This window comes from Rhizobium sp. SEMIA 4085, assembly GCF_013004495.1.
GTDB lineage: Bacteria > Pseudomonadota > Alphaproteobacteria > Rhizobiales > Rhizobiaceae > Rhizobium > Rhizobium gallicum.
In genome coordinates this window covers 1-13,062 of the sequence record NZ_JABEPH010000151.1, presented here as the reverse complement: position 1 = coordinate 13,062, position 13,062 = coordinate 1, and the positions used below count along the sequence as shown (strand labels likewise).

The 13,062-nt window shown below is 61.2% G+C and carries 11 protein-coding genes and 1 pseudogene; 8 read left to right on the top strand and 4 right to left on the bottom strand.

Going from position 1 to position 13,062, the window contains the following annotated elements:
- Window positions 1-61: 61 nt before the first annotated feature.
- The 3 genes from xdhB to C9413_RS16490 all read right to left on the bottom strand — a co-directional run bounded on the left by xdhB (window position 62) and on the right by C9413_RS16490 (window position 4,833).
- The gene (xdhB, locus tag C9413_RS16500; protein ID WP_039845550.1) at window positions 62-2,401 is read right to left on the bottom strand and encodes a xanthine dehydrogenase molybdopterin binding subunit; all 2,340 of its coding nucleotides are present in this window, start codon (window positions 2,399-2,401) and stop codon (window positions 62-64) included.
- 159 nt (window positions 2,402-2,560) lie between these two features.
- Window positions 2,561-4,027 (bottom strand): xanthine dehydrogenase small subunit, encoded by a 1,467-nt coding sequence (xdhA, locus tag C9413_RS16495; protein WP_039845549.1) that lies wholly within the window; start codon window positions 4,025-4,027, stop codon window positions 2,561-2,563.
- Between the two features lie 29 nt (window positions 4,028-4,056).
- Entirely contained in the window at window positions 4,057-4,833 is a 777-nt protein-coding gene (locus C9413_RS16490; RefSeq protein WP_039845548.1) for a 3-hydroxybutyrate dehydrogenase, read from the bottom strand.
- 209 nt (window positions 4,834-5,042) lie between these two features.
- Here C9413_RS16490 and glpK point away from each other — a divergent pair, with 209 nt between their 5' ends.
- Complete coding sequence (gene glpK, locus C9413_RS16485; RefSeq protein ID WP_039846864.1) at window positions 5,043-6,536, top strand: glycerol kinase GlpK; 1,494 nt, start codon at window positions 5,043-5,045, stop codon at window positions 6,534-6,536.
- A 29-nt stretch (window positions 6,537-6,565) separates the two neighbouring features.
- Here the strand turns inward: glpK and C9413_RS16480 are convergent, their stop codons facing one another.
- Window positions 6,566-7,591, bottom strand: a complete 1,026-nt coding sequence (locus C9413_RS16480; protein ID WP_039845547.1) for an acyltransferase family protein — start codon at window positions 7,589-7,591, stop codon at window positions 6,566-6,568.
- A gap of 216 nt (window positions 7,592-7,807) precedes the next feature.
- Here C9413_RS16480 and C9413_RS16475 point away from each other — a divergent pair, with 216 nt between their 5' ends.
- The 7 genes and pseudogenes from C9413_RS16475 to C9413_RS16445 form a co-directional block, all read left to right on the top strand.
- Complete coding sequence (locus C9413_RS16475; RefSeq protein WP_052451555.1) at window positions 7,808-8,209, top strand: nuclear transport factor 2 family protein; 402 nt, start codon at window positions 7,808-7,810, stop codon at window positions 8,207-8,209.
- A gap of 15 nt (window positions 8,210-8,224) precedes the next feature.
- Window positions 8,225-8,777 (top strand): annotated as a pseudogene (locus C9413_RS16470) (TetR/AcrR family transcriptional regulator).
- 140 nt (window positions 8,778-8,917) lie between these two features.
- Window positions 8,918-9,292, top strand: a complete 375-nt coding sequence (locus C9413_RS16465; RefSeq protein WP_022714124.1) for a YciI family protein — start codon at window positions 8,918-8,920, stop codon at window positions 9,290-9,292.
- Window positions 9,289-10,548 carry an RNA polymerase sigma factor gene (locus tag C9413_RS16460; protein WP_039845546.1) on the top strand — a complete coding sequence of 420 codons (1,260 nt, stop codon included), beginning with the start codon at window positions 9,289-9,291 and terminating at the stop codon, window positions 10,546-10,548. Before C9413_RS16465 ends, C9413_RS16460 begins: the two co-directional genes overlap by 4 nt.
- Window positions 10,549-10,651: 103 nt before the next feature.
- Window positions 10,652-11,119, top strand: a complete 468-nt coding sequence (locus tag C9413_RS16455) for an SRPBCC family protein (protein ID WP_039845545.1) — start codon at window positions 10,652-10,654, stop codon at window positions 11,117-11,119.
- A 359-nt stretch (window positions 11,120-11,478) separates the two neighbouring features.
- Window positions 11,479-12,540, top strand: a complete 1,062-nt coding sequence (locus C9413_RS16450) for an LLM class flavin-dependent oxidoreductase (RefSeq protein ID WP_039846862.1) — start codon at window positions 11,479-11,481, stop codon at window positions 12,538-12,540.
- Window positions 12,541-12,581: 41 nt separating this feature from the next.
- A partial coding sequence (locus C9413_RS16445; protein ID WP_170250644.1) for a M24 family metallopeptidase occupies window positions 12,582-13,062 on the top strand: 481 nt, incomplete at its 3' end.

Below are 13,062 nucleotides of genomic sequence, written 5' to 3'. Positions count from 1 at the left end.
GGGCAAGTCTTGCTCCCCCGCTTATTCACCTTGGCTTGAGGCATTAGTGAGCCAGCCACTCTCACACCCGCTTCATCCGCTCCACCGCCATCAGTACCCGCTCCGGCGTTGCCGGGGCGTCGAGCCGTGGGCAGACCTTGTAGTCGGCGACGCTGGCCACCGCCATCGAGAGTGCTTCGAGCACGGAGATCGCCAGCATGAGCGGCGGTTCGCCAACGGCCTTCGAGCGGCCGATGGTGGGCTCGGCATTCTCCGACCATTCGGCGAGACGGACGTTGAAGATCTTCGGCCGGTCGGAGGCAAGCGGGATCTTGTAGGTCGAGGGCGCATGCGTGCGCAGCCGGCCCTTGTCGTCCCACCAGAGTTCTTCCGTCGTCAGCCAGCCCATACCCTGCACAAAGCCGCCTTCCACCTGGCCGATGTCGATCGCCGGATTCAGCGAGCGGCCGACGTCGTGCAGGATGTCGGTGCGGTCAATCAAGTATTCGCCGGTCAGTGTGTCGATCGAGACTTCGCTGCAGGCGGCGCCGTAGGCGAAATAATAGAACGGCGTGCCGCGCCCTGCTGCCCGATCCCAGTGGATTTTCGGCGTCTTGTAGAAGCCCGCTGCCGAGAGCTGCACGCGGGCGAAATAAGCCTGCTTGATGAAATCGGGGAAGGGGATTTCCTTCTCGCCGACGCGCACCCGGTTCGGCAAAAAGACGATTTCTGCCGGATCGATGCTCCATTTGTCTGCGGCGAAGGCAACGAGCCGCTCCTTGATCTGCCGCGCAGCGTCATAGGCGGCCATGCCGTTCAGGTCGGAACCGGAGGAGGCGGCGGTCGCAGACGTGTTCGGAACCTTGCCGGTGGTCGTCGCGGTGATCTTCACGCGGTCGATATCGACCTGGAAGCTTTCGGACAGCACCTGCGCCACCTTGGTATAAAGGCCCTGGCCCATCTCCGTGCCGCCATGGTTCAGGTGGATCGAACCGTCCTGATAGATATGCACCAGGGCGCCCGCCTGGTTGAAGGCCGTCATCGTGAAGGAGATGCCGAATTTCACGGGCGTCAGCGCAATGCCCTTGCGGATGTAGCGGCTGTCGCGGTTGAAGCCGATGATGGCATTGCGGCGGGCCTGGTAATTGGCGCGCTCCTCCAATTCCTCGACGATGCGCAGGATGATGTTGTCTTCAACTTCCTGGTGGTAGGGCGTCGTCGTGCGGCCGGAACCGGGCTGGCCGTAGAAGTTCAGTTTGCGGATTTCGAGCGGGTCCTTGCCAATCGCATAAGCGATCTCTTCGATGAAGCGCTCGGCTCCCAACATGCCCTGCGGCCCTCCGAAGCCGCGGAAGGCAGTATTCGAGGGGGTATGCGTCTTCAGCGGCATCGAGGTCAGATGCACATGCGGATAGAAATAGCTGGAATCGGCATGGAATAGGGCGCGGTCCGTCACCGGGCCGGACAGGTCCGACGAGAAGCCGCAGCGCGCCGCATAGGTTGCGTCGACAGCGTGGATGCGGCCTTCATTGTCGAAGGCGAGCTCGTAATCCACCAGGAAGTCGTGGCGCTTGCCCGTGGCGCTCATGTCCTCGTCGCGGTCGGGGCGGAATTTAACGGCACGTTTCAGCTTTTTGGCGGCGATGGCGGCAAGCGCTGCAAACTGGTTGCCCTGCGTTTCCTTGCCGCCGAAGCCGCCGCCCATGCGGCGCACATTCACCGTAACGGCATTCGACGGAATGTTCAGCACGTGGCCGACGATATGCTGGATTTCGCTCGGATGCTGCGTGGAGGACCAGACGGTCACCTCGTCGTCCTCGCCGGGGATCGCCATGGCGACGTGGCCTTCGAGGTAAAAATGCTCCTGCCCGCCGATGCGTATTTGGCCCTTCAGCCGGTGCGGGGCATTGTCCATCTCGGCCTTGGCATCGCCGCGCTGCAGTGTCATCGGCGCGATGACGAGCGGGCTGCCGTTTTCGAGCGCGCCGTCGATATCGCTCCAGTGCGGCAGATCGCGATACTCGATCTTCGCCTTCTGTGCGGCCTTCCGTGCTGCATCGCGGGTCTCGGCGATCACCGCAAAGACCGGCTGGCCGTGGAACTCGACCTCGGTTTCGGCAAGCAGCGGCTCGTCATGGCTGCCATTTGAACTGACGTCGTTGACGCCCGGCACGTCCTTGCCGGTGAAGACCCAAAGGACGCCGGGGTGCCGGCGGACTTCGGAAAGGTCCATGCTGAGGATCTCGGCATGGGCGCGCTCGGACATTCCGAGCGCGCCGTGCAGCAGGCCCGCGGGTTCCGGAATATCGTCGATATAATCGGCAGTTCCGGTGACATGCTTATGCGCTGAATCATGTTTCAGCGCGCTGTGCATGGGACCGCTGATGATGACCTTGGCGGTGTCGAAGGTGGATTTATCCATCAGATGGCTCCTCCGAGTTGCCTGCACTGGCGTTTGGTGCCGGCTCTCGCTGCTCAGGCGTGGGTGCTCGGCTTAAGCCCGAGCATGACGGCCCCGGCGGGGAGAAGGTGGCGGCAGCCGGATGAGGGGGGCCGCTTGCGACGATGTTGATGATCGTCATCACGCCACCCCCTCGAACCGCTTCAATTCCACTGGCGTTCCAACCGTTTCCAGGTAAAAGCGCCTCAGCAGGTTCTTTGCCGTCAGTTGCCGGTATTCGGCGGTGGCGCGCCAGTCGCTCAGCGGCTGGAAATCGGCGTCGAAGGCGTCGCGTGCCCTGTCGACCGTTTCCTCGTTCCACGGTTTGCCGATGAGATCGGATTCGACGGTGCGGGCGCGCTTCGGCGTTCCGGCCATGCCGCCGAAGGCGATGCGGATGTCGTTGACGTCGCCTGCCTCATCGAGTGTTAGATAGAAGGCGCCGAGCACGGCAGTGATGTCCTCATCGCGGCGTTTGGTGATCTTGTAGACCGCGAACTGGCTGCCTTCGGCCGGGTAGGGCATGAAGACGCTCTCGACGAATTCGCCAGGCTTGCGGTCCTGGTTGCCGTAGTCGATAAAATAATCCTCGAGCCGCAGCATGCGCGTGCCCGTTGCACAGCGCAGCTTCAGCGTGGCGCCAAGCGCGATCAAAGGCGGCGGGCTGTCACCGATCGGCGAACCGTTGGCGATATTGCCGCCAATCGTACCCATGTTGCGCACCTGTTCGCCGCCGATGCGGTTGATGAGATTGCCGAGCGTCGGTAGCTTCGGCGCAAGGATTTCGAAAGCCTTGGTATAGGTGACGCCCGCACCGATCGTCACGCCGCCATCCGTGGTCTTGATCGCCTGCAGTTCGTTCAGGTGATTGATGAAGATGGCAGGACTCAAGGCGCGCATCTGTTTCGTCACCCAGAGTCCGACATCGGTGGAACCGGCGATGACGGTTGCCTGCGGTTCATCGGCCAGAACGCGCGCCAACGCCTCGACCGAGCCGGGAACGATCAGCCGGTCCTCGCCGGAAACAATGGTGATCGTTTCGCGTGTCTGCATCGCCCAGAGCCTGGAGACGATTTCAGAGCGGGTCTTTTCGAGCGGATCAAAGAGCGTGCTCGGACGCGCACGGCCGACGGCTTCGGCCGCCTTGACGATCGGCTCGTAACCGGTGCAGCGACAGAGATTGCCCTGAAGCGCCTTTTCGATCTCGGGCCGTCCGGGTTTTTCGTTGGAAAGCCAGAGGCCATAGAGCGACATCACGAAGCCCGGCGTGCAGAAACCGCATTGCGAACCGTGGTAGTCCACCATCGCCTGCTGTACCGGATGCAGCGTGCCGTTCCTGGCGGCCAGATGCTCGACGGTGACGACATGCGTGCCGTTCAGCGATCCTAAGAAGCGAATACAGGCATTGACCGTCTCATAGAAGAGCTTGCCGTCGAGCAAGCGGCCAACGAGCACCGTGCAGGCGCCGCAATCACCCTCGGCGCATCCTTCCTTCGTGCCGGTCAGCCGGCGCCTCAACCGCAGAAAATCGAGAAGCGTCTCGGAGGGGTAGACATCGCTCAGCGTGATGTCCTCGCCGTTGAGGATGAAGCGGATGCTGTCTTTCATGTTGTTCCTTGTTCTTGTTTTTGAAATGGTTATGCCGCAGTCCAGCCCCCGTCAATCGAGATGTGGGTGCCGGTCACCTGCCGGGCGTCGTCACTGGCGAGGTAGAGCGCCATGGCGCCGATCTCCTCGGCCTTGACGAATTCGCGCGTCGGCTGGGCCTTGAGGATGACCTCGGTCTTTACCTGTTCCTCCGTCATCCCGCGGGCCTTGGCGGTATCCGGTATCTGCTTTTCGACGAGCGGCGTCAGCACATAGCCGGGGCAGATGGCGTTTACCGTCACGCCGAATTCGGCAAGTTCGAGCGCCGCTGTCTTCGTCAGGCCTAATATACCATGTTTTGCGGCCACATAGGCGGATTTGAAAGGCGAGGCGACGAGGCCGTGCGCCGAGGCGATATTGATGATGCGGCCATGCTTCTTCGCCTTCATCTGCGGGATGGCGGCGCGCATCGTATGAAACGAGCTCGACAGGTTGATGGCGATGATCTGGTCCCATTTCTCGATCGGGAAATCCTCGATCTTCTCGACATGCTGGATGCCGGCATTGTTGACCAGCACGTCGACGGTGCCAAAGGTCTTCGCCGCCGTGGCGATCAGGTCTGCAATCTCCGCGGGTTTCGTCATATCCGCTGGGTGGTAGAGGGCATTTCCCTCGGACAGCGATTCAAGCCGTTCCACTATCGCCTTGATTTCGTCCGCCTTTCCGAAGCCGTTGATGACGACATTGTCGCCCTTTCGGGCAAAGGCGGTGGCGATCGCAAGCCCAATGCCGCTGGTGGATCCGGTGACGACAACGGTTCTCTTCATGCTGTACTCCCTATGGCTTGTTTTCGCGACGCAATATCGCGAAGGTTATGCCCAAAGCGGCGCTTCTGGCAATCGCGCGGGAGAGACGATTTGCAGGCTGGAAAGAGAGCAGCCGAGCGCTGGTTCTTTTTCGTTTTATTTTCTTTTCAGGTTCGCTTTGGTGCCTTATTGATTTCTGCAACAAGGCAATGCGCATGGGAGGGACAGGCGTGAGCGGATATGTTTTGGCGATCGATCAGGGCACGACATCGACGCGGGCGATCATTTTCGATAGCGAGATGAGGATCGCCGGCGCGGGCCAAAAGGAGTTCACGCAGATCTATCCGCGTTCCGGCTGGGTCGAACACGATCCGGAGGAGATCTGGGATTCGGTGGTCTCCACCATCCACATGGCGCTGCGCGAGGCGAAGATCGAAGCCAAGGACATCGCGGCACTTGGCATCACCAACCAGCGCGAGACTGTTGTCGTGTGGGAACGCGAGACCGGCAAGCCGATCCAGAACGCCATCGTCTGGCAGGACCGCCGCACGGCGAGATACTGCGACAATCTCAAGCGCCAGGGCCTCGAAAAGACGTTCACGAAGAAGACCGGGCTGATCCTCGATCCCTATTTCTCGGGCACCAAGCTTTCCTGGCTGCTGGCCAATGTGAAGGGAGCACGGGCGCGTGCCGCCAAGGGCGAGCTTTGCTTTGGCACCATCGACACCTTCCTGATCTGGCGGCTGACCGGCGGCAAGAGCTTTGTCACCGACGCCACGAATGCCTCGCGCACGCTGATGTACAATATCGCCGAGAACAAATGGGACGAAGACCTGCTCGAAATCCTGCGCGTGCCGGCCGCCATGCTGCCGCAGGTGAAGGACTGTGCAGATGAGTTCGGCGTTGCCGATGCCTCGATCTTCGGCGCCGCGATCCCGATTCTCGGCGTAGCCGGCGATCAGCAGGCCGCGACCATCGGCCAGGCCTGCTTCGAGCCTGGCATGATGAAATCGACCTACGGCACAGGCTGCTTCGCGCTCTTGAACACCGGCGCCGACTTGGTGCGCTCCAAGAACCGGCTGCTTACCACGATCGCTTACCGCCTAAACGGCGAAACGACCTACGCGCTCGAAGGCTCGATCTTCATTGCTGGCGCGGCCGTGCAGTGGCTGCGCGACGGCCTCGGGATCATCGACCGCGCTTCCAAGACCGGCGAGCTTGCGGAACGGGCCGACCCGACACAAGAGGTCTATCTCGTCCCCGCCTTCACCGGACTTGGCGCGCCGCATTGGGACCCGGAGGCGCGCGGCGCGATTTTCGGCCTCACCCGCAACAGCGGTCCAGCCGAATTCGCCCGCGCGGCGCTCGAAGCCGTGTGCTACCAGACCCGCGACCTGCTTGATGCCATGCAAAAGGACTGGAAGAACGGCAAGGACGACACGGTGCTGCGCGTCGACGGTGGCATGGTCGCCTCCGACTGGACGATGCAGCGGCTGGCAGACTTGCTCGAAGCTCCCGTCGATCGCCCGGTCATCCTCGAAACCACCGCCCTCGGTGCTGCCTGGCTTGCCGGGAGCAGGGCGGGTGTGTGGCCCGACCGCAAGACCTTCTCCGCCAGGTGGAAGCGCGACCGGCGCTTCGAGCCGGACATGGATGAGAAGACGCGGGCCGCCAAGGTCAAGGGATGGCGCAATGCTGTAAAGCGGACGTTGAGCGAAGTTTAGCGTTCGTCTTGGCGCAGCTATTGCCCGCTTTAAGCGGCAATTGCTTGCCGCTTGCGCCTTGCGGGGGGAACGTAGAGCCAGCCGGCGCCGCTGCGATCGGCAACGGCCTTGATGGCGAGCGACAGGCCGATCGCGATGATCACGACAAGAGGTGCGGTCACATAACCGCTTGCCGCGTGCGCCTTCACCAGCGTTGCGATCGCCGCCACAAGCAGGGAAGCAATCATGACGTGCGTCACATAGACCGGAAGCGTGTTACGCCCGAAATAGGCGAAAGCGTGCCGAACTGGCTGCAGCCGCGACATCAGTACAGCGGTTCCGCAAAGCCATGCCAGGCCGGCGATGGAAGAGATCAGCGCCCAACTGCCTTTCTCGATGGCCTGTAGCCGCCAGCGCAACAGATAGAGTGCCGCAAACAGCAGGAAGCCGCCGAATGCCATCAGAAGCGGGCGCTGCGTGATCGTGCCGACCACGGATTTTCCGTACCAGCAACCGAAGAGGAAGAAGACGAAATACTGCAGCACATTGCGATGGGTAAAGAGATCGATCTGCAGATGCTCGCCGAAAGTCAGGATCGAGACCATGGCGGCGATCGCGATCGACGTCGCATGATGGGCGGAAGAAAGAAGCTTCGTGGCGACCATGAAGATTGCCAGTGCCCAGATGAACCAGATGCCTGTATTGGGCGCCCACCACATCTCGATCAACTGGTAGGGATCGCTGCCTTCGGCCGGTACCAGGGCATTGGTCTGGATATAGTGGAAGAACAGCCAGCGCGCGGTGCTCCAGACGGCGAAGAGATAGATGAGCAGCCAGATCTTCCGGCTCAGGAAGTCGCGCCAGGGCGCCTGTACGGCCGATGCCGCAAGAAAGCCGGAGACGGTGAAAAACAGCGGCATCCGGATCGGCGTCATGATGCCGCTGATGCGGGCATAAAGGTCCGGCGCAATCTCGTGGAAGTCGTGGTAGAGGAGCGTGTGGTAGATGACCACGAGGATGATCGACATCCCCTTGGCGATGTCGAGCCAATCGATGCGGGTCTTTTCCTGCCGCATGGTTCCCTCTCTCGACCGTGCACTGCAGCAGGAAACAAATAGACGAAATGCGTCAAAAGCGTGGGCGTATCGCCAATCTCTATCAGGGGATGAAATGCGCAGCAGGGCTCGTTGCCAATTCTGTAATGGTACAATGCATTCTCATCAGTACAGGAGGTGATCACGAGTGCACGCGTCCCGCCTTTCACACTGGAAACCGCAACGCAGAAAATCCGCATGGCAGAAGACGGCTGGAACAGCCGCAATCCGGAAAGGGTATCGCTCGTCTATACGCCGGACAGCAGCTGGCGGAACCGGGCGGAATTCATAAACGGCCGCGCCGAGATTGTTGCGTTCCTTGCGCGCAAATGGGCAAAGGAGCTGGATTATCGCCTGATCAAGGAGCTCTGGACCTTCGGCGAGAACCGCATTGCCGTGCGCTATGAGTGGCATGACGACAGCGGCAACTGGTTTCGCTCCTACGGCAACGAGAACTGGGAATTCGATGCAGAGGGCTTGATGCAGCGGCGTTTCGCTTGCATCAACGATCTGCCGATCAAGGAATCGGACCGCAAATTCCACTGGCCGCTCGGCCGGCGGCCAGATGATCATCCCGGCCCCTCCGACCTTGGTCTTTGAAGGAAGGTGGCAGCTCTGAGAACGCTCTACGAACGCGCTGACGTGGTGCCGCTGCTTGCGGAAATCTTCCGCGAGCTGGGCTTCGAAGGAGCGACGCTGAGCCGGATCACTGAGCGGACTGGCATCGGCAAGGGCAGCCTCTATCACTTCTTTCCCGGTGGAAAGGAAGAGATGGCAGCCGCCGTACTCGCCGATGTCGACACTTGGTTCGAACAATTCGTTTACGAGCCCTGCGCCGCGAAGATCCTGCCGAAGCGATCGCGGCAATGTGGAAGAACGCCGACGCCTATTTCCGCTCCGGCGGCCGTATCTGCCTGGTCGGCGCCTTCGCGCTGGATGAAACCCGTGATCGATTTGCGGCCACCATCAACGGCTATTTCCAGCGCTGGATCGATGCGCTCGCCGGTGCCCTTGTCCGCAGCGGCCGCCCGGCCAACGAGGCGAGGGCGACGGCGGAGAACGCCGTGCTTGGAATACAGGCGGCTCTTGTGCTGTCGCGTGCGCTCGATGACAAGGCCTTTTCAAGCGGGCGCTGGATCAGATGGCGAAGCGATTGATCACGTCTTGAACATGGCCGGTGCGGCAACGCTGCTGCCCGCGCTCACGGGTCTTTCACCATACGGCTTGCCGATCTTCTCAACGATAATTTTTGCTGCGTCCTGTCGGATACCGGGTTACTTCTTCGTCATTGAGGAAGAGGAGTGGAAGATGCTTTACGCAATCCTTTGCTATGCCAATGAAGAGACCGTTTTCTCCTGGTCCAAGGAGGAGGAAGACGCCGTCATGGCGAAGCTCCATGCCGTGCAGGCCCCCGTTGCTCAGGCTGGAAGGCTCGGTCCGACGGGCCGGCTGATGCCGACGACGGCGGCGACCACCGTGCGCAAGGGCAAGGAAGAACCGCTCGTGCTCGACGGTCCTTTCGCGGAAACCAAGGAAGCGCTTCTCGGTTTTTACGTCGTTGATTTTGAGACCCTGGACGAGGCGATCGCTTTTTCGAAGGAGCTGTCGGCGGTCAATCCAGGCTCGACGTCCTATGAAATTCGGCCGTTTTACGTTTTCCGGCCCGGAGAAGCCTCGACATGACGGATATCGCCTGGATCGACGTTGCGCTGACTGCTGCCCGGCCGAAGGCGCTGGGCGCGCTGCTGCGTTACTTCCGCAATCTCGACATTGCGGAAGAAGCGTTTCAGGAGGCGTGTCTGCGGGCAATCCGCACTTGGCCGGAAAAAGGCCCGCCGCGCGATCCGACCGCATGGCTGATCTTCGTCGGCCGCAACAGCGGTATCGACGCAGTGCGCAAACAGGCAAAGACCCAGGCGTTGCCGGACGAAGACTTGATCTCCGACAAGGAGGATGCCGAAAGCGATATTGCCGACCGGCTGGACGAATCCAACTATCGCGACGATATCCTGCGGCTGCTCTTCATCTGCTGTCATCCCGACCTGCCTGCCACCCAGCAGATCGCGCTGGCATTGCGCATCGTTTCCGGGCTCTCTGTGCCGCAGATCGCGCGCGCCTTTCTCGTCGGCGAAAGTGCCATGGAGCAGCGGATTACCCGCGCCAAGGCACGCGTTGCGAAAGCCGGCGTGCCGTTCGAGACGCCGGGTCCCGAGGAGCGGGCGGAGCGTCTTTCGATCGTCTCGACGATGATCTACCTGATCTTCAACGAGGGCTATTCGCAGGGCGATCCGAAACGCGAGGCGGCCGCCTTCAGCGATGAGGCGATCCGGCTCGGCCGCCTCCTGCTTCGCATCTTTCCGGGCGAGCCGGAGATCATGGGGCTCTTGGCGCTGATGCTGCTGCAGATCTCGCGGCGCGACGCGCGCTTCGAGGCAAATGGCGAACTGGTACTGCTCGAAGATCAGGACCGCTCGCGTTGGAATCATGCTTTGATCAACGAAGCGCTGAATCTGCTCGACAAGGCGATCCGCCACCGCCGGCCCGGACCCTATCAGTTGCAGGCGGCAATTGCGGCTATTCATTCCCGGGCGAAGCGAGCCGAAGACACGGACTGGGAAGAGATCGATCTGCTCTACCGCGTGCTCGAGCGCCTTCAGCCGTCCCCGGTCGTCACGCTCAACCGGGCGGTTGCGATTTCGAAGCTTAAGGGACCGGAGGAGGCCTTGCGGCTTGTCGAAACGCTCGGTGAAAAGCTCGACGGCTATTTCTACTTTCATGGCCTGCGCGGCGGCCTGCTGAAGCAGATGGGCCGGGCGAGGGAGGCGCGCGAAGCCTTCGACCGCGCGATCGCGCTTGCAAATTCAGCTGCCGAAGCGGCTCACATCCGCCTGCAGATCGACAAGCTGCAGAGCGAGCCGGCACATCCGGTTGCGAAATAAACTTCAAGAAATAATCGTGGGCGATGTCGGAACGGCAAATTGCGACACGTCTTTGTAACAACCTGATGGAAAACAGGTTTCGTTCAACAGGAGGAATGCTGAGATGATTGCCGATGCAAAACATGAACTCGTTCTCGTCCGCGAATTCGATGCCCCGCGCGAAAAGATATTCAAGGCCTGGACCGATCCGGAACTTATGAAGGAATGGTTCGTCCCGCGCCCCTGGACCGTGTCCAAGGTCGAAAGCGACGTTCGCCCGGGCGGTTCGAGCCTTGTCGTCATGCGCAGCCCGGAAGGCCAGGAATTTCCAAACCACGGCGTCTATCTGGAAGTCGTCGAAAACGAGAAGATCGTCCTGACTGACGCCTATACCAGCGCCTGGGTTCCCTCCGAAAAACCCTTCATGACCGCCTTGGTGCTTCTCGAAGACCTCGGCAACGGCCGGACCAAGTACACCGCCAAGGCACTGCATTGGCGGGCCGAAGACAAGGAAGAGCACGAAAAGATGGGCTTCCACGAAGGCTGGGGCAAGGCTGCCGATCAGCTCGCCGAGCTTCTGGCCCGCATCTGACTTTCCGCAATGGAGCAGGAGATCGGTGCTGAACGCTGCTCTCCTGACCGGTCGGTATCATTGTAAAGCTGTTCGGAAAGTGATTCCGTTGAAGCTGCGAAGTGATTTATCTTACAGTAGAAATGCGAGTTTTTCGCCCGCCGACGTGCCGCGGCTGTTCTTGTGACGAGCACGGGAATCCAGCCGGCTTGCGTCCGCAAGCCGAGAAACTCTGCAGCCTGCCAGCGGACGTGCAGGTTTCCATTCAAGAACAGGGCAATGGCCCATCAACTTCATCGAACGGTCCGTTCCAGAATTTCCGGTTGCCCTCCGCTGCTTGTCTTCTTATCTCCATGGGCACATTCAACGGGATGCCGATTATGGAATTGGGCCTTTATACCTTTGCCGACGTCAATCCGAACCCTGAGCGCAGCAAGGGTGCGGAGGGGGCCGATCGGCTCAAGCATCTGATCGAGGAGATCGAGCTTGCCGATCAGGTGGGGCTCGACGTGTTCGGGCTCGGCGAACATCATCGGCCCGACTATGCCGTCTCCGCGCCCGCCGTTGTGCTTGCCGCGGCTGCGGTCAAGACGAAGAATATCCGGCTGAGCAGCGCCGTGACCGTGCTCTCCTCGGACGATCCGGTTCGCGTATTCCAGCAGTTTGCGACGCTTGATCTGCTTTCCAACGGTCGTGCCGAGATCATGGCAGGGCGCGGCTCGTTCATCGAATCCTTTCCGCTCTTCGGCTACAACCTCGAAGACTACGACCAGCTTTTTGAAGAGAAGCTTGATCTGCTGATGACGCTCCGCGAAAGCGAGACCGTCAAATGGCAGGGCGAGCTGCGGGCGCCGGTCAACGGCCGCGGTGTCTATCCGCGCCCGCTGCAGGATCCGTTGCCACTCTGGGTCGCTGTCGGCGGCACGCCGCAATCGGTGGCGCGCGCCGGTGCGCTCGGCTTGCCGGTGGCGCTTGCGATCATCGGCGGCGAGCCGCGCCGCTTTGCGCCGCTTTTCGATCTCTATCGCGAGGCTGCGCGCCGGGCAGGGCAGGACCAGGCAAAGCTGAAGACCAGTATCAACGTCCACGGTTTCATCGCCGACACGACGGATGTAGCCGCTGATCAATTCTACGGACCGCAGGCGGAGGTCATGAACCGCATCGGCCGCGAGCGGGGCTGGGGACCGACGAGCCGGGCGCATTTCGATATGTCGCGCGGCCCTTCCGGCGCGCTCTTCGTCGGAGACCCGGAGGTCGTGGCCGAAAAGATCGTCGCACATCACAAGATCTTTAGGAACGACCGCTTCCTGCTGCAGATGGCGATCGGCCTCATGCCGCATGATCAGGTGATGCGGGGCATCGAGCTCTACGGCACGAAAGTGGCCCCGCTTGTCAGAAAGGCATTGACTGACACGGGCGAAGGGGCGAAAGCCACGGCCTGAACCCGCAATGGCCTGCGCCTTGCGGCGGGCCGGGAAAAGCGATGGTAATCGAAAACGACGACGAACTGGTAAAGCTCAAGGAGATCGGCCGCATCTGCGCCAATGCCATTCAGGTGATGGCAGCAGCAGTCGAGCCCGGCATGACGACGCTGGAACTCGACCAGATCGGCCGCAAGGTCCTGGAAGATGCGGGCGCGCGTTCGGCGCCGGAATTCTGCTATCAGTTTCCGGGTGCGACCTGCATCAGCGTCAACGAGGAAATCGCCCATGGCATTCCGGGATCGCGCATGGTCCGCCCGGGCGATCTCATCAATATTGACGTCTCGGCCGAAAAGGACGGTTTTTTCGCCGATACCGGCGCCTCCTTCACCGTGCCGCCGGTCAAGCCAAAGATCGAGAGGCTCTGCCGTGACGGCAAGCGGGCGCTCTGGGTCGGCCTCAACCAGGTGAAGGCCGGTGAGCCGCTGGCGAAGATCGGCAAGGCCGTCGGCGCCTTTGCGGCAAAGAACCGCTATACACTGG